Annotated in this window: 26 protein-coding genes; 18 read left to right on the forward strand and 8 right to left on the reverse strand. The window is 66.5% G+C overall.

Going from position 1 to position 24,951, the window contains the following annotated elements; genetic code table 11:
• The first annotated feature begins 11 nt into the window (after positions 1-11).
• The 3 genes from HTUR_RS14365 (at position 12) to HTUR_RS14375 (ending at position 3,387) form a co-directional block, all read left to right on the forward strand.
• Complete coding sequence (locus HTUR_RS14365) at positions 12-992, forward strand: AIR synthase family protein (protein ID WP_012944045.1); 981 nt, start codon at positions 12-14, stop codon at positions 990-992.
• 85 nt (positions 993-1,077) lie between these two features.
• Positions 1,078-1,272: a hypothetical protein gene (locus tag HTUR_RS14370; RefSeq protein WP_012944046.1), complete on the forward strand. Its 195-nt coding sequence runs from the start codon at positions 1,078-1,080 to the stop codon at positions 1,270-1,272.
• Positions 1,273-1,458: 186 nt separating this feature from the next.
• Entirely contained in the window at positions 1,459-3,387 is a 1,929-nt protein-coding gene (locus HTUR_RS14375) for an ATP-binding protein (RefSeq protein ID WP_012944047.1), read from the forward strand.
• A 31-nt stretch (positions 3,388-3,418) separates the two neighbouring features.
• On the opposite strand, the gene HTUR_RS14380 is transcribed toward HTUR_RS14375, so the two are convergent.
• Both HTUR_RS14380 and HTUR_RS14385 read right to left on the reverse strand, forming a co-directional pair.
• A complete protein-coding gene (locus HTUR_RS14380; RefSeq protein WP_012944048.1) occupies positions 3,419-4,645 on the reverse strand; it encodes a lactate racemase domain-containing protein in 1,227 nt (408 codons plus the stop codon).
• 77 nt (positions 4,646-4,722) lie between these two features.
• On the reverse strand, positions 4,723-5,565 hold the full coding sequence (locus HTUR_RS14385) for a phosphatase PAP2 family protein (protein ID WP_012944049.1): 843 nt from the start codon (positions 5,563-5,565) through the stop codon (positions 4,723-4,725).
• Between the two features lie 111 nt (positions 5,566-5,676).
• Between HTUR_RS14385 and HTUR_RS14390 the strand changes: the two genes are divergently transcribed.
• Together HTUR_RS14390 and HTUR_RS14395 are read left to right on the forward strand one after the other, a co-directional pair.
• Entirely contained in the window at positions 5,677-6,336 is a 660-nt protein-coding gene (locus tag HTUR_RS14390; RefSeq protein WP_012944050.1) for a helix-turn-helix domain-containing protein, read from the forward strand.
• A gap of 120 nt (positions 6,337-6,456) precedes the next feature.
• Entirely contained in the window at positions 6,457-6,747 is a 291-nt protein-coding gene (locus HTUR_RS14395) for a HalOD1 output domain-containing protein (protein WP_012944051.1), read from the forward strand.
• Positions 6,748-6,763: 16 nt separating this feature from the next.
• Here HTUR_RS14395 and HTUR_RS14400 read toward each other — a convergent pair whose 3' ends face one another.
• Positions 6,764-9,472 carry an AAA domain-containing protein gene (locus tag HTUR_RS14400; protein ID WP_012944052.1) on the reverse strand — a complete coding sequence of 903 codons (2,709 nt, stop codon included), beginning with the start codon at positions 9,470-9,472 and terminating at the stop codon, positions 6,764-6,766.
• A gap of 198 nt (positions 9,473-9,670) precedes the next feature.
• Between HTUR_RS14400 and HTUR_RS14405 the strand changes: the two genes are divergently transcribed.
• Positions 9,671-10,246, forward strand: coding sequence for an SPW repeat domain-containing protein (locus HTUR_RS14405; RefSeq protein WP_049941911.1), 576 nt, complete (start codon positions 9,671-9,673; stop codon positions 10,244-10,246).
• Between the two features lie 57 nt (positions 10,247-10,303).
• Here the strand turns inward: HTUR_RS14405 and HTUR_RS14410 are convergent, their stop codons facing one another.
• Positions 10,304-10,567 carry a hypothetical protein gene (locus HTUR_RS14410; protein WP_012944054.1) on the reverse strand — a complete coding sequence of 88 codons (264 nt, stop codon included), beginning with the start codon at positions 10,565-10,567 and terminating at the stop codon, positions 10,304-10,306.
• A gap of 159 nt (positions 10,568-10,726) precedes the next feature.
• On the opposite strand from HTUR_RS14410, the gene HTUR_RS14415 reads away from it, so the two are divergent.
• The 3 genes from HTUR_RS14415 (at position 10,727) to HTUR_RS14425 (ending at position 12,241) form a co-directional block, all read left to right on the forward strand.
• Positions 10,727-11,278, forward strand: a complete 552-nt coding sequence (locus HTUR_RS14415; protein WP_012944055.1) for a hypothetical protein — start codon at positions 10,727-10,729, stop codon at positions 11,276-11,278.
• 295 nt (positions 11,279-11,573) lie between these two features.
• A complete protein-coding gene (locus HTUR_RS14420; protein ID WP_012944056.1) occupies positions 11,574-12,011 on the forward strand; it encodes a nuclear transport factor 2 family protein in 438 nt (145 codons plus the stop codon).
• Positions 12,008-12,241, forward strand: a complete 234-nt coding sequence (locus HTUR_RS14425; RefSeq protein ID WP_012944057.1) for a hypothetical protein — start codon at positions 12,008-12,010, stop codon at positions 12,239-12,241. Before HTUR_RS14420 ends, HTUR_RS14425 begins: the two co-directional genes overlap by 4 nt.
• 140 nt (positions 12,242-12,381) lie before the next feature.
• Here HTUR_RS14425 and HTUR_RS14430 read toward each other — a convergent pair whose 3' ends face one another.
• Positions 12,382-13,344 carry a zinc-dependent metalloprotease gene (locus HTUR_RS14430; RefSeq protein WP_012944058.1) on the reverse strand — a complete coding sequence of 321 codons (963 nt, stop codon included), beginning with the start codon at positions 13,342-13,344 and terminating at the stop codon, positions 12,382-12,384.
• 99 nt (positions 13,345-13,443) lie between these two features.
• On the reverse strand, positions 13,444-13,749 hold the full coding sequence (locus HTUR_RS14435; protein ID WP_012944059.1) for a hypothetical protein: 306 nt from the start codon (positions 13,747-13,749) through the stop codon (positions 13,444-13,446).
• 209 nt (positions 13,750-13,958) lie between these two features.
• On the opposite strand from HTUR_RS14435, the gene HTUR_RS14440 reads away from it, so the two are divergent.
• From HTUR_RS14440 to HTUR_RS14450, 4 genes are all read left to right on the forward strand, one after another.
• Positions 13,959-14,183 carry an LSM domain-containing protein gene (locus tag HTUR_RS14440; protein ID WP_008894159.1) on the forward strand — a complete coding sequence of 75 codons (225 nt, stop codon included), beginning with the start codon at positions 13,959-13,961 and terminating at the stop codon, positions 14,181-14,183.
• The gene (locus HTUR_RS25570) at positions 14,180-14,356 is read left to right on the forward strand and encodes a 50S ribosomal protein L37e (RefSeq protein WP_008894158.1); all 177 of its coding nucleotides are present in this window, start codon (positions 14,180-14,182) and stop codon (positions 14,354-14,356) included. The genes HTUR_RS14440 and HTUR_RS25570 overlap by 4 nt, the downstream gene beginning before the upstream one ends.
• A 282-nt stretch (positions 14,357-14,638) precedes the next feature.
• Positions 14,639-15,337, forward strand: coding sequence for a DUF4013 domain-containing protein (locus HTUR_RS14445; RefSeq protein ID WP_012944060.1), 699 nt, complete (start codon positions 14,639-14,641; stop codon positions 15,335-15,337).
• Positions 15,338-15,454: 117 nt separating this feature from the next.
• Positions 15,455-16,648, forward strand: a complete 1,194-nt coding sequence (locus tag HTUR_RS14450; protein WP_012944061.1) for a threonine synthase — start codon at positions 15,455-15,457, stop codon at positions 16,646-16,648.
• Between the two features lie 93 nt (positions 16,649-16,741).
• Here the strand turns inward: HTUR_RS14450 and HTUR_RS14455 are convergent, their stop codons facing one another.
• Positions 16,742-17,458: a DUF502 domain-containing protein gene (locus tag HTUR_RS14455; RefSeq protein WP_012944062.1), complete on the reverse strand. Its 717-nt coding sequence runs from the start codon at positions 17,456-17,458 to the stop codon at positions 16,742-16,744.
• A gap of 39 nt (positions 17,459-17,497) precedes the next feature.
• Positions 17,498-18,334, reverse strand: a complete 837-nt coding sequence (locus tag HTUR_RS14460; protein WP_012944063.1) for a proline dehydrogenase family protein — start codon at positions 18,332-18,334, stop codon at positions 17,498-17,500.
• 377 nt (positions 18,335-18,711) lie between these two features.
• Between HTUR_RS14460 and HTUR_RS14465 the strand changes: the two genes are divergently transcribed.
• The 5 genes from HTUR_RS14465 (at position 18,712) to HTUR_RS14490 (ending at position 24,811) form a co-directional block, all read left to right on the forward strand.
• Positions 18,712-20,094 (forward strand): aspartate aminotransferase family protein, encoded by a 1,383-nt coding sequence (locus HTUR_RS14465; protein WP_012944064.1) that lies wholly within the window; start codon positions 18,712-18,714, stop codon positions 20,092-20,094.
• A gap of 20 nt (positions 20,095-20,114) precedes the next feature.
• On the forward strand, positions 20,115-20,504 hold the full coding sequence (locus HTUR_RS14470) for a Rid family detoxifying hydrolase (protein ID WP_012944065.1): 390 nt from the start codon (positions 20,115-20,117) through the stop codon (positions 20,502-20,504).
• Between the two features lie 182 nt (positions 20,505-20,686).
• Positions 20,687-21,967: an amidohydrolase gene (locus HTUR_RS14475; protein WP_012944066.1), complete on the forward strand. Its 1,281-nt coding sequence runs from the start codon at positions 20,687-20,689 to the stop codon at positions 21,965-21,967.
• 87 nt (positions 21,968-22,054) lie between these two features.
• Positions 22,055-22,702 carry a hypothetical protein gene (locus tag HTUR_RS14480; RefSeq protein WP_012944067.1) on the forward strand — a complete coding sequence of 216 codons (648 nt, stop codon included), beginning with the start codon at positions 22,055-22,057 and terminating at the stop codon, positions 22,700-22,702.
• A 471-nt stretch (positions 22,703-23,173) separates the two neighbouring features.
• Complete coding sequence (locus HTUR_RS14490) at positions 23,174-24,811, forward strand: BCCT family transporter (protein ID WP_012944068.1); 1,638 nt, start codon at positions 23,174-23,176, stop codon at positions 24,809-24,811.
• Positions 24,812-24,951 lie beyond the last annotated feature (140 nt).

Raw genomic sequence — 24,951 nt, forward strand, 5'->3', positions numbered from 1 at the left:
GAGTTCGTGGTATGCCCGGCAAGGTGAGCCCGGACGACCTGCTCGCGCACGTCTTCGAGCGGACGGGAACCGACGACGAGACGGTCCTCCAGGGGCCGGCCAACGGGGAGGACGCCGCCGCCATCGCCCCGTTCGGCGGCGACGAGACGCTCGTGGTCAGCTCCGACCCGATCTCGCTGGCCGCGGAGGGCGTCGGCTCTCTCGCAGTACCGATCGCGTGCAACGACGTCGCCGCCTCCGGCGCCGATCCGCGGTGGCTGACCGTCGTCATCATGCTCCCCGACGAGGAGACCGACCTCGAGGCGATCACTAGCGACCTCGACGCCGCGGCCCGGGACGTCGGCGCGACGATCGTCGGCGGCCACTCGGAGTACGTCGACCAGCTCGAGCGGCCCCTCCTGTCGCTGACCGCGATGGGGACCGCCGAGTCGTTCGTCCCGACCGGCGGCGCCGAACCCGGCGACAGCGTCGTCATCACGAAGGCCGCGGGGCTCGAGGGAACGGCCATCCTCGCGGCCGACTTCGGCGACGACCTCGGGATCGACGACGCCGTCCGCGAGCGCGCCGCGGCGTTCGTCGACGAGATCAGCGTGGTTCCGGACGCCCGCGCGGTCCGCGAGTACGCCACCGCGATGCACGACCCGACGGAGGGCGGCGTCGCGGCAGGCCTGCTCGAGATCGCCCGCGCGTCGGGCGTTCGGCTCGACGTCGATCGCGAGGCGATCCCGATCCGCGAGGAGACGGCGCAGTTGTGCGCGGCCGCCGGCGTCGACCCCCTGCGGATCTTCGGCTCGGGCGCGCTGCTCGCGACGGTCCCGAGCGACGACGTCGCGGACTGTCTCGCGACGCTCGAGGCGGCCGGCCTCGAGGGGAGCGAGATCGGAACGGTCGACGAGGGCGACCCCGCGCTCGTACTCGACGGGGAGTCGATCACCGACCCGATCGAGGACGACCTCTACCCGCTCTGGGCGGACGCGGACGGTGAGGACTGACGTCCGGACCGCACTCGGGCGATCGCGTGTGAGGGCCCGAATTCGCTTGCATGCGGCTTATTGGCACGGCCGCGCTTCTTCGGGCATGGCGACAGTCGCGTACGAGGGACCGGACGGGACCGCCGAGGAGACGGTCGACGCCGGCAACATCACCGATTCGGGCAAGGTTCAGGGCCTTCGGATCAAACTCGAGGACGGCTATATCCACCTTCCCTACACCCGCGTGTACTGGGTTCGGATGAGCAAGGACGAGGGGAGGGCAGACTACTCGTCGGCGTAGGAACGGTCGCCGCTGCGATTCGCACTCGATTTTGCCGAGGTACTCGATCGGCGACTCGACGGCGGAACGGACGCCGTCCCGCGTTCCGCCGGGATCCGTCGAGCGCGGGTCGGCGACCCGTAATTCCTATCCCAGATGAAACTACGGTAGAAGGTTTTACCCGGGCCTTCCCCCTATACGTCCCTAATGGATTCGACGCCCGACGCCGACGCGGAGCTCCGCCGTCGGGTTCGGCAACAGGAAATCGTCGCGAAACTCGGACAGCAGGCCCTCGAGACCGACGACCTCGATCGGTTGCTCCACGAAGCCGTCGTCGCCGTCTCGGACGTCCTCGAGACCGAATACGTGGAACTGCTCGAGTTACTTCCCGAGGGTGACGAGTTCTTCCTACGCGACGGCGTCGGGTGGCACGAGGGCCTGGTGGGATCGACGACGGTGCCCGCGGATACGAACTCGCAGGCGGGAATCACGCTCCGCACCGAGGCGCCGATCGTCGTCGACGACGTTCAAAGCGAGGACCGACTCTCCGAGCCCGCGTTGCTCACCGACCACGGCATCACCAGCGGCATCAGCGTGATCGTCGGCTCGGTCGACGAGCCGTGGGGCGTGCTGGGCACGTACGCGACCGAGCCCCGAGAGTTCACCGACCGCGACGCTACCTTCCTCCGGAGCGTCGCCAACGTCCTCGGATCGGCCCTCGAGAACGAGCGGACCCGGCGGGAACTCGAGGAGATCTACGGCCGCATCTCGGACGCCTTCTTCGCGCTCGACGGGGACTGGAACTTCACGTACCTCAACGAGCGCGCCCACGAGCTGATCAACCCCGATGGAAAGACGCTCGTCGGCAAGCGCGTGTGGGACGAGTTCCCCGAGGCGATGGGCCAGCAGTTCAAGGCAGAATACGAGCGCGCGATGTACGACCAGGAGACCGTCTCGTTCGAGGAGTACTACCCGGATCCCCTCGGCCGCTGGTTCGAGGTCCGGGCGTACCCCTCGGAGACGGGGCTGTCGGTGTACTTCCGCGATATCACCGAGCGCAAGGAGCGCCAGCGGGAACTCGAGCTGTTTCGGACCCTCCTCGATCACTCCAACGACAGCGTGCTGGTCATCGACCCGGGGTCGGGACGGTTCCTCGACGCCAACGAGACGGCCTGTCGGCGCCTCGGCTACGACCGCGAGGAACTGCTCGACCTGACGGTCCCCGAGATGGATCACGTGTTCGACGACGTCGCGGACTGGCACACCCACGTCGAGGACGTGAAAGACGAGGGCTCCATGACGATCACCGGGGAACACGTGCGGAAAGACGGCACCACCTACCCCGCGGAGGTCAACGTCGCCCACGTCGAACTGGACCGGGAGTACATGATCGCGATCGCCCGCGACATCACCGAGCATCGGGAGCGCGAGCGCGCGCTTGAGGAGTCGAACGAACGCCTCGAGCAGTTCGCCTACGCGGCCAGCCACGACCTGCAGGAACCGCTGCGGATGGTCTCGAGTTACCTCCAGTTGCTCGAGCGCCGGTACGCCGACGAGTTCGACGAGGACGGCGAGGAGTTTCTCGACTACGCCGTCGACGGCGCCGAACGGATGCGCGAGATGATCGATGGCCTGCTCGCGTACTCCCGGGTCGAAACGCGGGGCGATCCGTTCGAACCGGTCGACCTCGACTGCCTGCTCGAGGACGTCCTCGATGACCTCTCGCTCCAGCTCGAAGAGACCGACGCCGAGGTCGAGACCGAGCCGCTGCCCCGCGTGCGGGGCGACGCCAGCCAGTTGCGGCAGGTCTTCCAGAACCTGCTGGCGAACGCGCTCGAGTACAGCGGGCCGGAGCCGCCGCGGGTGCACCTCGAGGCCGCGCAACGCGAGGGGGCGATGTGGGAGGTTTCGGTCGTCGACGAGGGGATCGGGATCGACCCCGAGGATCAGGACCGCGTCTTCGACGTCTTTCAGCGCCTGCACAGCCGCGAGGAGTACGACGGAACGGGCATCGGCCTCGCGCTCTGTGAACGCATCGTCGAGCGCCACGACGGCGAGATCTGGGTCGAGTCGGAGCCGGGCGAGGGCTCGACGTTCTCGGTGACGCTGCCCGCGGCCGACGAGTCGGCGGCGTAAGGCTACTCGAGCGACCCGGCCGCGAAACCGCTCAGTCGACGAGCAGCGTGTTCAGGGCGTCCGGAATTACGAGGACCTCGCTACCGGGCTCGAGGGCGTCCACGACGCCGTCCGCGGCGTGCATGAGACACTCCTCGACGACTTCGGGGGCTTCGCTGTTCGTCACGGAGAGGTCGTGATCGCGGAGGACCCGCGCGACGACGAACGCCCGCTGGGCGCCGGGCTCGTACCCCGTACGCATCTGCTCGTAGAGCGATTCCGGATCGCTCGCGCCACTCAGACGTCGGTAGAACCGCTGCTCGCCGGTTCCGTCTCCGACTCCCTCCGGGAGCGCGGCGGGGACGACGATCCGGCCCCCCTCGCGGAGCGGATTTCGGTCGCCGAGCGCGACGTAGGTCGCGGCGCGGGTCGCCTGGTAGAGGTTCGCGTCCTTCGGCGCGCCGACGCCGCAGACGACGGCGTCGTATGCGCGGTCGATCGGCACCGAGAGGGCGTCGCGGGCGATCGACGCGAGTTCGCGGACGACGCGCCGTCCCTCGCCGGCGCGGACGCCGAGGACGCCCGACGGCCCGTAGCTCAGGTTGATCGAGAAGTCCAGTCCCGCGAGGTCGCCCGCTCGATCGATCGTCTCGCGGAAAGGGTTCCCCTCGACGCGGCCCAGGCGGACGCCCTCGCGGGCGAGCATCTCGGGACCGTGCGTGTAGCGGATGATCGACTCGCTGCCGGCCCCGATGACGACGGTCTTCGCGCCGCCGCTGAAGCCCGCGTACTGGTGGGGTTCGACGACGCCGGTCGAGAGCACCGTGTCGGCCTCGACGACTGGTTCGCCGATCTCGACGGGGACGTCGCCGTCGGCGACGGTACCGACCTCAACCACTGACTCGGGATCGTGATTGATCGCCAGATCCGCGTGCGGACCCAGCATCGCCTCGATCTCCTCGTCGGTCATCGGTCGGTGCAGACCGAGTCCGATGACCACCGTCACCTGCCCTCGAGCCACGTCGCAGGCCTCGAGGCGCTCGAGCAAGACGTCCAGCAACACGTCGTCGGGCGCCTTGCGGGTGATGTCGGTGACGACGATCGCGACGTCGTCGTCGGGATCGACGCGGTCCGCGAGCGGTGCCCCGATCGAGTCCTCGAGCGCGCGTTCGGCGGCCGTACGGACGTCGACGGGGGTACTGCCGGCCGGTCGCGCAACCGTGACCTCGCAGTCGGGCAGGGAGACGTCGATCGTGCCGGTTCCGAGGGGGAGATCCATGCGTTCGGTTCGCACGCGAATCGTGAAAAGCGTCGCCGGTTCTCGGCAGGGACAGACGGCGGCGAGGCGGAAGTCGACTACGCCCGGAACGTCCCGACCGCGTCGATACCGAGCCGGCCGACCGCGATCGGCGCAAGGAACACCCACGCGACGAGCGCGGCGTAGAGCGCGACGAGCGCCGGCACGAAGGAGACGGCTGCCTCGGCGATCTGGATCGCGGCGACGCCGCCGCCGCCGACGGCGACGAGGGCGCCCGTCTCGAGACGAGTGCGCAGTTCGGGGAGACGATCGATCCACCCCGCAGAACAGAGACCGCCGATCGCCCCGCCGAGGCCGAGCAGCGAGTCCTCGGTGGCCCCCGCGACGACGACGGCGACGAGCGCGAGTCCGACCGCGATCGCGAAGCCGCGGCGGGGATCGCCTCCCGTGAGGCGATCCATGGCGGCGAGGAACGCGACGCCGAGGGCCGCACCGACGATCACGTCGCCGAGGTAGTGGACGCCGAGAACGACTCGAGAGAGCGAGACGAGCGCGACGAGCGCGCCGGCGGCCGCCAGCGCGCGGACGTCACGCGTTCGGTCGTGCGCGGCGACGAGCCCGCCGTAGACGACCGTTGCGGCGAAGGCGTGGCCGCTGGGGAAGCCATACCCCTCGCGTTCCTCCTCGAGGGCGACCAGCAGGGCGTCCTCCGGCGGCCGCGGCAGGCCCAACGAGGTCTTGATCGACAGCAGGAGGGCGAGCCCGGCGACCGCGTAACTGATCACGAGGGCGCTCCGGCGACGCTGCCCCGACCAGAACAGGACGGCGAGGACGACCATCAGCACCGTCGTTCCGCCGAGCTCCGTGACGGCCACGACGAGATCGGCGTACTCGACGGGAACCAGTTCGCGGACGATCGTGCTTTGCTCCTCGAGGCGCATGTCGAGTGCCGTTTCTCGTCCCCGAAAGTAAACGTTCGTTTCTCCCCGCTCTCCGACCCCGGCTGCAAGCACCTTTTTTACTCCGTCTCTCGTGCCATCTGTTGACACGGAATGCCCACGTTCGTCGAGTTCGAACTGCCGGCGGCCGAAACCGCGCTGGGCGAGACGTTCGACCGCGTCCGATCGTGTTACTGCTACCTCGAACGGGCGGTCGTCAGCGAGACGCCGGGCTTCTGGTTCGGCGGCACCGAGCGATTGGCGATCGAAGCGGCCCTCGAGGCGGATCCCACCGTCGACGCGTACTCGCGGATGCGGGCGGCCTCCGACGAGTGGTTGTACGAGATTCGGTTCGCGGACGAGGTCTACGAGCTCGGGACGCTACCGCTCGAGGAGGGCGGTACGATACTCGCCGCCTCGGCCGATCGCGGCGTCTGGTCGCTTCGACTGCGATTCCCCGATCACGAGAGCGCCACCCGGACCTACCGTCGATTCCTCGAGCGAGACGTCGACGTCGACGTCGCAAGCGTCCGAAAGGGGCCGAAAACTGGGCCCGAACGGCCCGGGTTGACCGTCGTGCAGTACGAGACGCTCGTGGCGGCCATCGAACGCGGCTACTACGAGGTCCCGCGGGAGGTGTCGGTACAGGAACTAGCCGACGAGTTCGGTATTTCGGACCAATCGGTCTCCGAACGCCTCCGGCGCGCGTCCTCGCAAATCCTGGCGACGGAACTGAACGTGGCCGACGCGAACGCCCGTCCCGACGATCGGTGACGGCGACGCCCCTCGCATCGCAAATTCGAGCGCCGACGGCGGATCGTTTCTCAAGGGGACTTGAACACCCTGACCATCCGCATGATAGCATCACGGACGCGTGCCACGAACGGTTCGTAGATGGCCACCGATCGCTGGCCCCCAACCGACGGAGACGGCTCGACCGTGATCGAATACGCGCCTGACGACGGGACGCCGATCAGCATCGCGATCGTCCGCACGATCGCCGCGATCGAGAACGTCGATCCGACCGCCCTCGAGTTCACGCTGTACGACTACGTGAATCCCGAAGCGCTCGATCTACTGGTCGAACACGAGGGGATCGGCGGAGCGGAGATCCGGTTCACCGTCGACGACTATGAAATCTACGTCTCCGAAACGGGAGAGATCGTCGTGAGAGCCGCCGCGTGACTGTAACACCGCGCCGTCAGCGGGTCGCCCACTCGAGCATCCGCTCGTAGACGGGGTCCGTCGCCAGCGCGTTCGAATCGCCGACCAGCACCAGCGCGCGCTTGGGCCGCGTGAGCGCGACGTTGATTCGCCGGTAGTCCTCGAATATCGGCCCCTCGAGCGTCCCGGTCGCAGTGAAGGAGACGATAATAACCTCCTGACTCGAGCCCTGGAAGCGGTCGACGGTGTCGACGGCGACCTCGTCGGGGACGTGTTTCGAGATCTCCGAGACCTGCGCGCGGAAGGGCGCGATGACGCCGATGTCGCTGCGCTCGAGCCCCGCGGCCTCGTAGGTCTCGATCAGGTCGGCGATTCGCGCGGCCTCCTGGCTGTCGGTGTACTGCCCGCCGTCGCCCTCGACGTCGACGAACGCGACTGGATCTCGGAGGTCGGCGGGGAGGGCCTCGCGGGCGACGCCCTCGAGGTCGTCCAGCGTCCGAGCGGCGACCTCTGGCTCGGCGGGCCGCAGTTGGCCGTCGTAGAACTCGTTCGAAGCGAAGGCCTGAATGCGCTGGTTCATCCGGTACTGGCGGTCGAGCATGACGCCGGCGTCGGGGTGGAGGTCGACGAGCCGCTCGAACAGCGACTCGGTGAGGTCGTTCTCCGCGCGCACGACGGGCGGTAGCTGCTCGTGGTCGCCGACGAGGACGAACCGCTCGGCCAGGTTCGTCGCCGCGTGCGTGCCGGGCTCGGTCAACTGGGCGGCCTCGTCGACCAGCGCCGCGTCGAACGACTGCTCTTTCATGATTCGAGAGCCGCAGGTCGCCGTCGTCGCGGCCACGACCTGCGCGTTCTCGAGTTCGGCCACGCGGTCCTCGGGGTCGCCAGCGCGCTCGAGGCGGTACGGCTCCATGTCCTCGCGGACGCCGCTTTCGGAGCCGACGCGGACGACTCGCTCGTCGTCGACTACGTCGTCGAGTTGCTCGAGGAGGGCCTGGAGGGCGTTGTCGACGGCGCGATTCGTAAAGGCCGAGAGCAGGACGCGCTCGCCGCGTTCGACCATCGCGCGGATGGCCCGGGCGATGGTGTAGGTCTTGCCGGTTCCCGGCGGGCCGTGGATCAGGGCGAAGTCCTCGGCGCCGACGGCCAGCCGGACGGCCTCGTCCTGCGCGTCGTTGTTGCCGATGAAGGTCTCGTCGATGGCTTCGAACTCGGGTTCTGCCCGGTCGAAGAGGACGTCCTTGCGCCGATCGCTCCCCTTCAGGAGGAAGTCGTGCATGGCGACGAGCAGCCGGTCGGTCGTCAGCTCGGAGGGGTAGACGTCGAGCCGGGTGACCTCGACGGGCTCGTCGGCCGTGAGGACGATCTCGTCGTCCAGTCGTTCGATGCGGGCGAGTTCCGAATCACCACGCACCGGGTCGCCGTCGCTGGCCAGCACCAGATCCCCCTCCCGGAGCTTCGAGTTCGCGCCGCTGGTTCGCCGGGCGCGCAGTTCCCAGCGTCCCTCGGTGAGTTTCCGTCGCTCGAGGAACTCGAGGTCGATCAGCGCGCGGTCGTCGTCGGCCCGTTCTTGGGCGCTCTGCTCCCAGAGCTTGGCGTACTCGCGGTGGACCTCGCGGCGTTCCTCCTCGATGGCGCGATAGAAGCGATCGAAGTAGTCGCGTTCCTCCTCGGGGAGCGCCGTGCCGATCTGACCCGCTTTCGACTCCTGGTCGAGCCGCCCCGAGACGACCATGCAGGTGTCCTGCTCGAAGCAGTACTCGCACTTGGCCGACCCCTCGTAGCCGGTCGGGACGTCGCCCTTGATCTCCATCGCCGCGAGTTCGTTGCGCAGGCGGACGACGAACTTCAGCAGTCCCTTCCCCATCGAGAACTCCTTGGCCGGCGTGAGGTCGCCGGTCTCCTCGTTGCGCTCCAGCGTGGAGTTCTTGGTGTAGAGCAGCGTGCCGGTGTCGACGTCTCCCCCGTGTTCCTCGAGCAAGAGCGCGTAACACGCGGCCTGCACCTTGTCCTTGAACCGGGGTTCCTTCTTCAGGTTCTTACCCGTCTTGAGTTCGACCGGCGCGCCCCGGCGGATCGCGTCGGCGCGGCCCCGAATCCCGAAGGTCTCGCTGATGAGCAGTTGCTCCGAACGCCAACTATCCTCTTCTGTGAGCCGTCCCTGCTCGAGCCAGCCCTCGATCGCCTTCGCGTTCTCGCGGACGTCCTCCGCCACGGCGTCGGGGGTCTCGCCGAGCAATCCGAGCTGGAGACCCCGCTCCTCGACGCGGGCCTCGATGGATTCCTCGAGGTCGCGGCCCCGCAACAGGTCGCCGAAGACCTCGTGGACGAGCGTCCCCTTCACGACGGGGTAATTCAGCGGCACCCCCGAGAGCTTGTTCAGATAGTACAGCCGGGGGCACTCGACCCAGTTGCGCAGCGACGTCACGTTCACGAGGAAGGAGGGCTCGACGACGACGTAGGAGTCGCCGGTCGTCTTATACTGCGTCTCGCCCCGAAACTCCGTCTCTTCGGCGTCCGTGACGAGCAGTTCCATCCCCGACTCGAGGTACTCGGCCGACTCGGTCCACTTCCCCCACAGCGTCACCCGCGTCGTCTCGTGTTCGCCGTCGAGGGCTGCCGTCGCCGCGCCGCCGTCTCGAGCCAGCGTCTCGTCGTCCGCGAGGCGCAACGGTACCTCGGCGAGTTCGCTCCCGCTGACCGACTTCGTCTCGACCTCGCCCGTGACGGTTCCGCGTACGTGCACGGCTATCCGTCACGGCCGAGCCGTCAAAAACGCTATCGGTCGCGACCGAGTTCCGCCGGGAAGCTATCTGTGCGCTGACCAATACATGCCCGATTACCGTCGTTCGCCAGTGTAACGACCGATTACCGACGAGTAGCATGTTCAGACGCTGGAACGGTCGTCGCCGTTTTTGCCGGCCCGATCGAATCGATGACCGACATGAGCAACTCGAACGACGACGACCGCGATCGAGACCGCCCGGACGGCGTCGAGGGGGGAGCCGACCGCGACGAGGGGATGCGATCACCGTCCGACGACGTCGACTCCGGGACCGGGGTCGGAGACCGGGACGATCCCGGGCGAGACCGCCGCGACGAGACGACCCGGATCGCAAGCGAGGAGCGCCGACGGAAGATCTCGGTCATCAGCGTGATCGTCGCCGTTATCGGCGCGTGGGTCGCCCTGTCGGTCGTGGTCCTCTACGACGTCTCGTCGGCCGCGTTCTGGAACAACGTCCTCGTCGGCGGCGTCGTCTTCGCCGCGGGGGTCTACAACTACTACCGGCTCGCCAACGACATCCCGCTCAGCGTCGGCGTCTCGGGACTGGTCGCGCTGCTCGGCATCTGGTTGATCGTCGCGCCCGCGCTGCTGGGAATGTCGGCCGGGCTGGGACTATCTGAGAGTCCGTTCTGGAGCACGCTCGCCTCCGGGCTGCTCATCGCGGCCCTGGCCGGCTACAACGCCTACGACGCTCGCGAAGCGCGGTCGGTCGCGACGGACTCCGCGCGGGCCTGAGTCCCGACGGTCCGATAGCAACAGGAGTACGAGAAAGGGTTCAACGCTAACTGCCGATTACCGCGTCGATCGGAACTCGGACTCGAGGTCGGCCTCGAGTCGCTGGAGCCGGTGTTCGGCGGCGTGGTGGCGCGTCGCGACGACGGCGAAGCCGATCATGACGGCGGCGAAGCCGATCGAGACGGCGGGGGAGATGCCGTTCACGTAGCTGTTCCCGAGCTGGCCGAGAGCCAGCGCGAGCGGGGCGAGCGAGAGCAGGGAACTCTTCGCCGGCGCGGCGAGAAACAGTTCGACGATCGAGAGTGATTGGCGGACGGACATGGGGAAAGCGTCGGTTACGCTTCCTGCCGGGGGAGGCGTCGTATCCCTTTTGGTTCGTACCGATCGCCGGGACGGGTCGAAAGCGACGACGGATCGACGACAGTGGTGGCTTTCGGCGCGACCGATACGTTCATTCTGTCCGCGGCACAACGAACGCGTATGCGGATTCGCGAGTGGCAGGACATACTCGAGGACGTCACGGAGCGAGACGTCGACCCGGAGGACTGGCGCGCGGTCGCCGGCGATCGCGCCGCCGGCGTCGGCGAAGACATGTACCTCGCGCATCCCGGTGCGGGGGTCTTCTTCCTGAAGACCTACGCGAAGAACCCGTTCGAGGTCAAGGGCGTCGGAACGCGAGTCGCCCGCAACCTCGACGACGAGATCGGCGCCTTCCTCCCCGAAGAGGACACCGGCGGTCGGTTCGCCGTCCAGTCGCCCCCCGAGGATGAGGACCAAGCCGAGACGGTCTCGAAGCGCCTCGAGACCGTCCTCGAGACCCACGCCGACGCGCCGACGCGACCGCAGGACCTGTTCGACGACGTCATGGAGGCCCTCGAAAGCCCCGCGTTCGGGCCGATGGAGTACGACCAGTACGACCGCCCCGACGAGCTCGAGGACCTCTCGGAGCGGTTCGAGGAGGCCGACGACCTGCTGAACGCGGAACTCGAGGACCTGATCGAGACCGACGAGGTCGATCGGGGCTTTATGTAGACCGAACTTTTTCCGCCTCGGGTTCGTTCGCTGCACTCACTCACCACTCGGCGCAAAAACGTCCTCAGAAATCTTCGATTCCTGATGGGCCCGCGAGAGCGCCGCTCTCGCGGACTTCGATGAAAAAGGCCGCCTCCGCGGGGCGTTGCCCCGCTCCGGCGGGTAATCGCTCACTTCGTTCGCGAACGCTCACGCAGCGCTCTCGTCGCTTGACGAGCAGTTCCTAACTCGATCCCCAAACGCGCCTGCGACTGCGTCCGGAGGCTCTATGGGAGCGGCTTCCGAGACCTCAGGTATGAGCGACGGAGACGCTGACGGAGCCGAGGCCGCCGTCCGTGACTACTACGACGCACTCCGGAGCGGCGAGCCCCTCGAGCCGTACTTCCTCGAGGACGAGTCGACCGTCAAATTCGGGATCAGCGAGGCCCTGTTCGGCTTCGAGTCGGTCCGCGAGGCGCTGCGGGAACAGACCGCGACGACCGCGGACTGGACCGTCGAGAGCGACCACCTCGTCGTCTCGGAGCGCGACGCATTCGCGACGTTCGCCGACGAGGTGACAATGACGTGGACGGACACCGAGACCGGCGCGAACCGGCGGTTCGAGACGCGCTGGAGCGGGACGCTCGTTCGGGACGAGCGCAGCGACCGGGACGAACGGGGCGACGACGGGACCGAAGCGAAGCCTCCGTGGCGATTCGCCACGATGCACGTCAGTACGGCCGACGAGCTATGAGCCGCGGCCGGGGCCCCGACCGCGACCCGAGGCGGCGATCCGCCGACCCGAGTTCGGTGACGGAGCCGTCGGCCCGGCTCAAGGCCGTGTTCGTCCTGCTCGTCGGCCTCTCCGGCGGAACGATGGCGCTCGGCGGCGGCGCGTCGCCGCTCACCGTTGGGCTACTGACGGTCGGCGGCGCCGTCGCCGGCGGCGCGTTACTCTGGTATCTGCTCTGGATCCTCGGCTAGTCGGGAGCCTCGAGGAGGAACGGGTGCCTCGAGAAAGAACGACTCGAAGGGATGGAAACCGGCGTCTCCGCGTCGGATCGGAGAACGGAATATCGATCGGTCAGCGATTACCAATCGACGCTGGCCCGGCCTGACGGTGCTCAGCGGTCGACGCGCTGGAGCCACATCGTCGGCGCGTCGAGTTCGTCCTGCGTCGGGAGGTTCTCGGGCCCTTCCCAGACGAGCGCCGCGGTCTCGAGGTCGCGGTTCTCGACGACCGTCTCGAAGAAGTGCTTCCCGCGCTCGTACTGCCGTTCCTTGAGTCCGAGGCCGAGCAGGCGACGGAACAGCTTCTGGAGCGGTCCTCGACCCTGCCGGCGAGCGTCGAGTTTCCGGCGGAGGTCCGCGTACTCGTCGTCGAAGGCGTGGTCCATCAGCAGTTCGGCGTACCCCTCGACGACGGTCATCGCGGCGTCGAGTTCCTGGAACGACGCGCGGTCCAGCGAGCCGTCCGAGAGCTTTGCGATGCCCTCCTCCATGCGCTCCTCTAAGTGGTCGGAGAGCCACGGCGCGGCGCCGAACTCCGCGGCGTGGGTCACCTCGTGGAAGGCGATCCAGCGGCGGAACCGGTTGGCGTCGACCTCGAGTTTCTCGGCGGCACCCAAGATGTTCGGCCGGACGAAGTACAGCGCGTGAGTCTCCTCGGGGTCGTTCGCCAGCAGCAGGGGATCGTACTGTCCGAGGACGTTCCGTCCGAGGAAGGCCAGCAGGACGGTCATCGTCCCCGTATTGATCGTTCGGGCGACGCCGGGGAAGGCGCCGGCCGGCACCTGCTCCTCGAGGGTGCCCATCACGCGCTCGAAGGTCGCGATGTTCGCGTCCATCCAGTGGTGACGGTTCTGAATCTCGATGGAATCGGGAACGTCGAAGTCGACGCCAGATACCGTGCGGATGGCCTCGCGGGCCTCCCGCACGTCGCGGGCGAACGCCTCCCGCTCGCCCGGCTCGAGCTCGAGGGAGCCGGGCTCGGTTACCGCCTTTGCGGCGTCTGCCGCAGACTGCCAGTCGATCATATCGTCACCGGACGCCCCGGCAACGGCCCGGGCGCTACGATAGAGATTCACACCGAGGAGTACGGGCAGGAAGCGCAAAAGCGTTCTGTCGGACGGCGTCCGACAGTGGGTCGGTCGCCCGACACGTCACGGTGTCAGCGATCGGTCGACTCAGTTGACGATGACGTCCGGCTCCTCTTCGGCCTCGAGGTCGTCCTCGTCGTCCCCGCTGAACTTCTTGGCGGCCGCAGCGATGGCCACGAGCGCGACGAGCGCGATGACGGCGCCGATAGCCTTGCTGCCGCCGGACTCCTCCGCTTCGGAGTCGTCGATGTCGGTTTCGGTCTCGTACTCCGGCGTCTCCTCGGACTCGCTCTCGCTGGAGCCGAACGGCAGCGCGCTGCCGATCGATCCGGGTCCGAACTGGGTGTCGCCGTCCAGATGCAACTCGACGAGGGTGAACTTCGTGTCTCCCATAGTGAGTGTTTCGTCGAGTAGCCACTTATAGTGTTTGCCGGATGTCGCACAGCGGATTCGAGTCAGTGGTCTCTTGAACTCGAGTCGTTCCGAATCGGTCCCGATAGGTGGCGTTTCGCGACGGACAATGGCGACCGCATCTCCGTCGACGGCGAGAATGCGGACACAGGACCGGTACGATTAAGTGTCCGTCACCTGCGGTCTTTCGTATGAGTGGACGACCGCTGGACGTCCTCGAGGCGTCGCTCGGCGAACGCGTCACGGTACGACTCAAGAGTGGCGGCGAGTACGTCGGCGATCTGGCCGGCTACGACCAGCACATGAACCTCGTGCTCGAGGACGTGACGATCCCCGAAGCCGGTGTCGACGAAGAGGCGCCGGTCGAAGACACAACGATTATACGCGGCGACAACGTCGTTTCGATCACTCCATGACTGGCGCAGGAACCCCAAGCCAAGGAAAGAAGAACAAGACGACCCACACCAAATGTCGTCGCTGCGGAGAGAAGTCCTACCACACCAGAAAGAAGGAGTGCTCGTCGTGTGGCTTCGGCAAGTCCGCCAAACGCCGCGACTACGAGTGGCAGTCGAAGACCGGCGACAACTGACGGATCTTCTCTTTCCTCCTTCCAACCGTCCGTTCCCTAGCGGTGCGACTCGAGCCGTCGACACGGAGTGACATCGATCGACACGGTACGAGTCGGACTCGAGACGTGAGCGAGTTGCTCGCAACACTGTTGTTTTCCTGACTAATATACATCTCTAATAATCTGGTTCCGACACCATACACCTCAGATCTATCGAATTTCGTGCCTAACGCACGTTTATATAGTTATCAAGCGTATACTATGACGACCACGCTGGAAACGGCAGTCGGTCGAGGCTGAGTCATGATCACTACCGCGGTAACCTACTTGAAGAACAGCGACGACGTCTGGAAGACGACGATCATCGGCGGGCTGCTCGTACTGGCGAGCGTCCTGGTGCTCCCCGCCGTTCTCGTCTGGGGCTACGTCGTCCGAGTGCTCGAGCGAACGAGTCGCGGCGACGACGAGGCGCCACGGTTCGACGACTGGCGGGCACTAACGGTCGACGGCGCGAAAGCCGTCGCGATCCTCCTGGCGTACGGCCTGCTTCCGTTCGTCGTCGGTGGGCTCCTGTTCGGGGGCGTCTGGCTGGCGGTCGGCGGCGACCCGGGAGCGATCGGGACCGTGGCGTTCGGCATCGCGAGCCTGCTGACGCTCGCGGCCATGCTCGCGGTCGCCTACACCGTCCCCGCCGCGCTGGCCCGCTTCGCGACGGAGGGCCGACTCGGCGCCGGCTTCGAGTTCGGCGCGCTGCGGCCGAGCCTCGCGACCGGGACGTACGCGGTCGGCTGGCTGCAGGCCGTCGGGATCGTCTTCGCGGGCGCGCTGCTCTCTGGGCTGCTCACCGAGATCCCGATTCTCGGGGCCGTCCTCGGAGCAGTCGTGTCGTTCTACGCGCTCGTGAGCGCCTACTACGTCATCGGGCGGACCTGGGAGCGGCTCCACCCCGTCTCGCTCGAGGAGACTCGAGAGCAGCCGTCAGCCGAACGCCCGGCGATCTGAGCCCAACTCGTTTTTTCGCCGTCGAACACAGTGCCCCGTCAAACGACGGTCAGCCGCGGCGAACGACAGTCGTCTACCGATGAACAGCCATTAGTCCGATCCCGCGAACACTCGCATATGGAGACGACCGACGCCTTCGCCGGACTCGAGTGTGTCGACTGCGGGGCTACCTACGACGCCGAGGCGGTCTCGCACCGCTGTCCCGACTGCGACGGCTTTCTCGATCCGAGCTACGAGTACGACGCGATCGACCTCGACCGCGAGACCCTCGCGGACCGACCGTTCGACTCGCAGTGGCGCTACGAGGAACTGCTCCCGTTCCCCCGCGAGTCGGCGGTGACAACCAACGAGGGGGCGACGCCGTTGGTCGACTGCCCCGACCTGGCCGACGAACTCGGCGTCGAACGCGTGGTGATCAAGGACGATAGTCGAAATCCGACGGGGTCGACGACCGACCGCGGGGCATCGGTCGCCGCGACGGCCGCTTCCCAACACGGGACGACCGACGTCGCGCTCGCGTCGACGGGCAACGGCGGACAGGCGGCCGCGGCCTACGCCGGCCGGGCCGACCTCGAGTCGCACGTCTACGTCCCCTCGCGCTCGAGTTTCACGAACAAGGCGATGATCAACGTCCACGGCGGCGACATGAACGTCGTCGGCGGCCGGTTCGACGACGCCGTCGGCGCCTACGAGGAGGGGATGGGCGAGCACGACGACTGGTACTCGCTGCAGCCCTTCGAGACGCCCTACCGCCACGAGGGGGCGAAGACGACCCTCTTCGAGATCCTCGAGTCCCTCGAGTGGGAGGTCCCCGACGCGATCTGTTACCCGACCGGCATCGGCGTCGGGCTGGTGGGGGCGTACAAGGGAGCGACGGAACTTCGCGAACTCGGACTCATCGACGAGCTTCCACCGCTGTACGCCGCCCAGGCCGCGGGCTGTGCGCCGATCGTCGACGCCGTCGAGAACGACCGCGACGAACACGAGCCGGTCGACCGTCCCGACACGATCTGCGGCGAGATCGAAATCGCCGATCCGCCGGCGGGGTCGCGAGTCCTCGAGGCCGTCCGCGAGACCGACGGCGGGGCGGTCGCGACCGAGGACCGGGACATCCTCGAGTCCGGCGTTCGCGTCGCAACTCACGAGGGTCTCGAACTGGCGCCGAGCCCGGCCGCGGCGGCCAGCGGCGCGTGGGAGTTAGCCGAGCGCGGCGAGTTCGACGGCGACGAGACGGTCGTCATCGTCAACACGACCGCCGGCAACAAGGAGGGCGACGTACTGCGCAGCCACCTGATGAGTCAGGGCGTTTAGTCGCCGATCGAACCGCACTGTGCCGAGGCCGTACTGACCGCCGTCCGACCTCGCGTTGATGCGCGTCTGATCGTCGAAACGGCCACGTCGGCATCAGTCGTCGTCGGCCCGCTCGGTGCCGGCGTCCTCGAGCGAGCCGGCGTTCGTCTCGTCGACGACGTCGATCGAGACACCGGCGTCCATCCCGCGGTTGCGGCTCGCATCGCCGAACCCGGCGCTGAGCACCCGCGTCAGGGCGTCCTCGACGTCCTCGTCGAGTTCCGTGATCCGGTCTGATTCGACCTCGACGACGAATCCCGTCGTGATGTTCGGCGACGTCGGCAAGAAGAGCACCTCGCGGCCGTCGTCGGTCACCTTTCCCGTCTTGAACGCGGTCATCCGAAGTCCGTTCCAGGTCTCGATTTTGACCGGTTTCTGCAGCGAGTCCTGTTCGCCGAAGGCGGTCTCGGCGGCCATTTTCGAGGCGTTGTAGACGACCCGCATCACGGGAACGCGGTTCGCGACGTTGTCGACGACCCGTTCGACGAGCCCGCCGACGGTCGTCCGCATGAGATAGCCGATGGAGAAGGTAAGGATCGTGAAGACGGTCAGCGCGACGACGACCCGGAGGAACTGCGCGAGTTGCTCGCGGGTCTGCTGGGCTTGCTCCCCGGTACCCGGGATAAACGGCTCGAGCGCCTCGGGCTGGAGAATGAGCCCTGGCGTCAGCCCGGCGACGAGGCCGTAGAGCCAGTAGATGACGTAGAGAGTGACCAGGATCGGGCCGAGGACGATCAGCCCGCTCGCGAAATCCCGCTTCCACGAAGCCATGTGGAGCACCTCTCACTAGTGGCTAATGAGCCCTTCCCTTTAGCGATCGAGGACCGCACGGAGCGCGAAGCGAACGTTCGCCGTCCGTTCGGTCATCCGCCGATAGAAGTACGATTTCCACCGGTCGCCGTAGGGGACGTACTGGTAGACGGGATACTCCGCGGCGAGGTCGTCCTGGGCGTCCTCGCGGACGCCCATCAACATCTGGAGCTCGAAGTCCGTGCCGTGGGTCTCGTGACAGTCGATCGCGTGCTCGATCATCTCGGGGTCGTGGCTACCGACCGCGATGCCGCCGCCGTAGTGTTCGAAGGCGTACTCGAGCAGCGCCTCGTACTCTCGGTCGATCCGGTCGGTGTCGCGGTAGGCGATATCGGCCGGTTCGTCGTAGGCGCCCTTGACGAACCGGACCTTGCCCGGCACGTCCGCGAGCCGTTCGACGTCCTCGCGGGTTCGTTTGAGGTTCGCTTGGACGCAGACGCCGACGCCACCCGCGTGTGCTCGAGCGAGATCCTCGTACGCCTCGAGCGTCGCGTCGGTCGTCGTGTGGTCTTCCATATCGATCCAGACGAAGACGCCGTGGTCGGCGGCCACCTCGACGACGTCCGCGAGCGTCTCTCGGAACACGTCCTCGCCCAGATCCAGCCCCAGTTGCGACGGCTTGACCGAGATGCAGGCCTCGAGATGCGAGTTCGCGATATCCCGAACCAGCGCGCGGTACTCCGCCGCGTCCGAGCGGACGGGCGGACGCGCCGTGTAGTGTTCGCCGAGCAGGTTGACGATCCCCGCGATGTTGCGGTCGTTCAGTCGCCGAACGTGCTCGAGGGCCCGCGCCGGCGACTCTCCGGCGACGAAACGGTTCGCGATCGGCGGAATCATGGCCGGACATTGAACCGCTAGTCATAAGGGATTTTGTACGTCTCTCAGGACGATCTGTCGGCCCCGATGGGATCGAAGCCCGCGTCGACGGACGCGCGGTCTCGCTGTCGGGATCGTCGGTGACGGAGAGACGGATCGACTCGCTCGAGTTGGTTCCCCGAACCACCGGGTCGATATTGAGTAACGACTTGCAACCGTTGGTGCACGAGTGAAATCCGACGGCTCGTCGGGTTTCGATCGTCGTATCGGCACCTTCGCAGGAGCGACGCGTGGAGACCGCACCGATCCGCGCGCCCCTATTTGTTATCGGTATCTGTGTATGGGAAGTATGGATACTGTGGACAAGTTATTAATATCTGTTTCACCTGTGGTGACGTATGACGGCAGGACCGCCGATCGACGAACTCCACTTCGATGACGCACCGAACGTCGACTCCGTCCCGGGGCCGAACACCCGAGAGCTGCTCGAGAAACAGCGCGAGATCGACAGCAGCGCGGTCGCGTACCCGAACGACATCCCGATCGCCTTCGAGGAGGGGAAGGGCGCGACGGTTCGGGACGCCGACGGCAACACCTACATCGACCTCTTCGCGGGGATCGGCGTGCTCAACGTCGGCCACTCGAACCCGTACGTGCTCGAGGCCGTCCACGAGCAGGCCGACAAGTTCGTCCACACGGTCGACTTCCCGACGGAGGCCCGACTCGAGTTAATCGAGAAACTCGACGAGATCGCGCCCGACGGCCTGCAGGGCAACAACCGAGTGGTCTTCGGCGGCCCGACGGGCAGTGACGCCATCGAGGCGTCGATCAAGCTCTCTAAATACAACACCGGCGGTGACGGCCTCATCGCGTTCCGCGGCGGCTACCACGGCGCGACCACCGGCGCGATGAGCGTCACGTCGAACAAGAAGTTCAAGGGCCACTACACGCCGCTGCTCTCGGACGTCGTCCACGCGCCGTACCCCTACCCCTTCCGGCAGGGGAAGACCCCCGAGGAGGCGGTCGATCACGCCTTAGAGGAGGTCCAGGCGATCGTCGAGGACCCCTACGGCGGGCTTGCCAATCCGGCCGGCATGATCGTCGAACCGATCCAGGGCGAGGGCGGCATCGTCACGCCGCCGGAGGGCTTCCTCCAGGGACTGCGCGACATCGCCGACGACAACGACATCACGCTCGTCTTCGACGAGATCCAGAGCGGCCTCGGTCGAACGGGCCAGTGGTGGGCCAGCGACTGGGAGGGCGTCACCCCCGACGTGATGACCTCCGCGAAGGCGCTGGGCGGCGTCGGCTTCCCCCTCTCGGCGACGATGTACAAGGAGGAACTCGACACGTGGGGCTCGGGCGACCACGCCGGTACCTACCGCGGCCACGTCGTCGGAATGCGCGCCGGTACCCGCGCCATCGAGTACATCCAAGATCACGACCTGCTCACCCACGCCCGCGACCTCGGCGAGTACATCCAGGGCCGACTACAGGAGGCCGCCGACGGAACCGAACGGCTCGCCGACATCCGCGGCAAGGGCCTGTTCATCGGCGCCGAGTTCGTCGACGCGGACGGGAAGCCCGACGGCGACCTCGTCGACGCGATCCAGCAGTACTGCTTCGAGCACGGCGTCCTCGTCTGGACGGCCGGGCGCCACGGCAACATCCTGCGGTTCCTCCCGCCGCTCGTGCTCACCCACGACCTCGCGGAGACCGCGCTGGACGTCGTCGTGGAGGCGATCGAGCACGCGACCGCGAAAGCGAAACAGACCGCCTGAAACCTCGAGCGAACAGAGCCATGGCAGACACCGACCCCATCGAGACCGACGGCGCACCGAGCAACGACAACCCCTACTCCCAGGGCGTGCTGGCCGGCGACACCTGCTACGTCTCCGGCTACGGGCCCGTCGACCCCGAAACGGGCGAGCCCGTCGAAGGCGACATCCAGGATCAGACCGACCGCGTCCTCGAGAACATCGCCGCCGTAGTCGACGAGGCCGGCGGTGACGGCCTCGAGGACGTCGTCAAGGTGACCGTCTACCTGACCGACCTCGAAGACTACGAGCGAGTTAACGAGGCCTACGGCGCGCGGGTCGGCGACGAGCCGCCGGCCCGCGTCTGCGTGGAGGTCTCGCGGCTCCCCGATGACGTCCGGGTCGAGATGGACGCGACGGCGTACATCGGCTGAGGCGATCGCGTCCGTCGCTCGTCGCTGCCGGCAGCGATCGGACGTCGAGACCGCTCGCGGAGAGAACGTCCGAGACCATCCGTCGAATCCGGTTTGTCTGCGCGAGCGTACACCGTCTGCGAGTAGTATATATACAATTATTGATCACGATTAAGTAGTTCGGCCGTCTAGATGCGGCAATAATGGCCTACGACGTGCGAACCAGACTGCGTGATCTCCGCCGAGAGTTTCACCGCCACCCCGAACCGGGGTGGCGCGAGTTCAAGACGACCGCTCGCGTCGTCTCCGAACTCGAGCGACTCGGCGTCGACGAGATCGCCGTCGGGCGGGAGGCGCTGGCGACCGACGACCGCATGGCCGTCCCCGACGACGACGAACTCGAGCCCTGGCTCGAGCGGGCCCGCGAGGCGGGCGTTCGCGAGGACATCCTCGAGCGAACCGCGGGGGGCCACACCGGCGTCGTCGCGGTTGTCGACGGCGGGGAGGGACCGACCGTGGGGCTGCGGGTCGATCTCGACGCGATCTCGATGGCGGAGTCGTCGGCCGACGACCACCGACCGGTCGCGGAGGGCTTTCGCTCGGAGCACGACGGCTACATGCACGCCTGCGGGCACGACGCCCACATCGCGATGGCTCTCGGGACGATCGAAGCCGTCCAGAACAGTGAGTTCTCGGGAACGCTGAAGGTGTTCTTCCAGCCCGCCGAGGAGATCTCTGGCGGGGGGAAGGCGATGGCCGAGGGCGGCTACGTCGACGACGTCGACTACCTGCTCGCCGTCCACATCGGCCTCGGTCATCCGACCGGCGAGATCGTCGCCGGCGTCGAGAAGCCGCTGGCGATGGCCCACCTGACGGCGACCTTCGAGGGCGCGAGCGCCCACGCGGGGAAGGCACCCAACGAGGGCGGCAACGCGATGCAGGCGGCCGCGACCGCGATCCAGAACGCGTACGGCATCCCCCGCCACAGCGACGGCATGACCCGAGTCAACGTCGGCCGTATCGAGGGCGGCACCGCGAGCAACGTCATCGCCGAGGAGGTCACGATCGAGGCCGAGGTGCGCGGCGAGACGACCGGCCTGATGGAGTACATGCGGACAGAACTCGAGCGAGTCTGCTACGCGGCGGCGGAGATGCACGACTGTGACGTGACGCCGCGGGTCATCAGCGAGTCGCCGCGGGCGGACAGCCACCCCGCGCTGCGGGATCTCGTCGGCGGCGTCGCCCGCGAGGTTGACGGCGTCGAGCGCATCGTGCCGACGGAGGAGTTCGGCGTCAGCGAGGACGTCACCTACCTCATGGACCGCGTCCAGGACGGCGGCGGCCTCGCGTCGTACGTCCTCGTCGGCACGGATCACCCGACCAACCACCACACGCCGACGTTCGACATCGACGAGGCGAGCCTCGGAATCGGCGTCTCAGTGCTGGCCGAGACCGCGATCGAACTCTCGAAGCGGCCGGTGTGAACGACGCCTCGAGCCGCGATCCTGTGAATTCAGCGTCACGTTCTTCACAGCAGAAACGTTAATTCACAGGACCACTGTGTGTCCTGTATGAGCCAGGACGACGTGCCGGAGTCACTTCGGACGGCGGCCGACTCGGATCGACCGCGCGGCATCCTCACGCCCTCCGATCGCGATTTCCTGCTGGGCCGGAAGACCGACTACACGGACCACTCGAAGAAACAGAAGCGAAATCGCATCCGGCGGCGGGTGCGCAACGCGATTCTCGATTTCAGCATCCTCTTCGAGTACATGGAGGAACGCGACCGCGAGACGGTGTTCGATCCCGACGACGAGGACCGCGACGCCTACACGCAGGGGATCACCGACATGCTCGCCTTTCTCCACCTCGGGACGATGGGGTATCACACCCCGTTCAAGGACATGCTCTCCGAGGGCGTCGGCAAGGCCGAACAGCGGCTCGCGGGCTCGAACTACCGGATGGTCAACGTCGAGTTCAACGTCGAACCGGTCGGCCAGATCGACGTCGACGAGGTCATCGAGAAACTCGATAACGAGGAGTTCGCACAGCTCACCGACGAAGAGCTCCGAGCGTTCGTCCGCCTGCTAACGATGTCCGACGGGTTCTCGCCGGAGGCGACCCGCGATGAGATCAAGGATCGGGTCAACGAGTTCTCCGAGCGCGTCAGCGAGAGCGCCGAGACGCGCGAGCGGAACCTCGAGGAACTGACGAACTAGCGGATACGATCACCGTTGACCGTCGGCCGATCGACGCCGCCCGTCTCCGAATCGGCTCCCGGCCGCTCGGCCGACTCGAGGACGGCCGGGTCGTCGGCCGGTACGCCCTCGCTGGCGGCGGTTGTCGTAACGACGTACCGGATCCTTCGACCGTCAATCGTTCTGTAGGTCGTGGATTCGAAACCACACCACCACTCTGGTAGCGGTTTGTGAAGCTCATTTTTGAGGCGTATCGCATAATGAATATACTCCAATCCCGACTGCAGTGGACGAACATCTAAAATTACGATAGAGAGTCCGATCTTCACGAGTGATCGTCCAATAAACACAATTTGTAGATCTATTTGGACAGTGAGAAACACTTATTGTGTACGCGGTCGATTGACCCGGTATGCCATCACGCAGCATGGCGGTTGGCAGGTGGAGGCACGCTCAATCAGCACGCTGTCGGTCGATCGCAGGGGTGACACGATGAGCGACGCCGAGAAGGGGGCGGTCGGTACGTTCCTCGAGGAGATCGATCCGATCGTCTTCGCATTCGGAGCGTTGTTGACCGTCGGTGTCATCGGGACGTTCTTCATCAACCAGAGCCTCGTCGAGAACACGATTTCGACGCTCAACACCGTGATGCTCGAGTACCTGAACTGGGCACTGCTGGCGATCGTGTTCGCGATCGTCGTCTTCCTGTTGTTCCTGATCGTCAGTCCGTGGGGGAAGCTTCGCTTCGGCGACGATCCGCCCGAGTACAGCTTCCTCTCGTTCTTCGCGATGTTGTACTCCGCAGGCTTCGCGGCGGGCGTCGTGTTCTGGGGACCGACCGAGGCGCTGTTCTACTACGATAATCCGTCGCCGCTGTTCGACGTCGGCAGTCAGACCGGTCCGGCGATGAGCGTGGCCATCCAGCAGACGCTCTTCCACTGGGCGCTGCCGCAGCTGGCCGTGTTCACGATCATGGGGATCGCGATCGGGTACTTCGCGTACAACTACGAGAACGTCCCCCTCCGCGTGTCCTCGGCGCTCACACCGGTCCTCGGGAAGGAGAACCTGGACGGGCCGGCCGCGAAGGTCATCGACATCCTCGCCGTCTTCGCGACGATCGGCGGCGTCGCGACGTCGCTCGGCTTCATCGGGAGCCAGTTCGTCAGCGGCCTCAACTACCAGTGGGGGATCGACCTGGGTAACGCCGGAATCATCCTCGTGGTGACGACGATGACGCTCCTGTTCACGCTCTCGATGGTGCTCGGGGTCGATAAGGGGATCCGGCGGCTCTCGAACTTCAACATGATCCTCTTCGTCACCTTGCTGCTCGCGACCTTCATTCTCGGTCCGTCGATCTTCCTCGTCATGCTCGGAACGCAGGCGATCGGTGGGATGATCACCGACTTCGTCGCGATGAGCCTCTTTACCGGTGCCGGCGTCGAAGGTGGCACCGAGTGGGCCAACACCTGGACCGTTTTCTACTGGGCGTGGGCGCTCTCGTGGTCTCCGTTCGCGGGACTGTTCATCGCGCGAATTTCCCGCGGTCGAAGCGTCCGCGAGGTCGCGTTCACCGGTATCGTCGCGACCTCAGCAGCGACGATTCCGTGGTTCATTTCGCTCGGCGGAACGGCCGTCTGGATGCAGCACAACGGGATCGCCGACTTCAGTGAGGTGATGGCGTTCGAACTCGGCGCCGAAACGACCGGCTTCATCATGTTCGACGCGTTCCCCCTCGGGACAGTGTTCATGATCGCGTTCATGTTCCTCGTCACGACGTTCTTCATCACGTCCGCCGACTCCTCGACGCTCGCCGTCTCGATGATGACGACCGGCGGGAAGGCACACCCCTCGAACATCAACCGGATCTTCTGGGGCGTGGTCCTCGGGATGACCGCCGCGATCCTCATGATCCTCGGCGGCGTCGACGCCCTGCAGTCGGCGGCGATCATCACCGGCGCGCCGTTCGCGTTCGTCTGCTTTATCGCCATGCTCGGGCTGATCAAACACTTCAGTTCGACCGAGGGTCGGCTGTTACTCCAGGAGGAAACCGTCCTCATCGGCTCGAGTCGGAAGCCGGAAACGGAATCGCCGTCCGGTCCCGGCGGTGCCGTCGAGACGGACGACGACTAGCCGCTTCGGCCCTCCGCCGCGCCGACCGATCCGCGGCGGCCGTCATGCTGTTCGATTTTTCGCGGGCGATTCGCTCGCGGTTCATGCCGCACTCCCCGCTAACCGATAACAAGATTTAATGTACGAGGTACACATAAACT

The organism is Haloterrigena turkmenica DSM 5511 (assembly GCF_000025325.1).
GTDB classification, from domain to species: Archaea; Halobacteriota; Halobacteria; order Halobacteriales; family Natrialbaceae; genus Haloterrigena; species Haloterrigena turkmenica.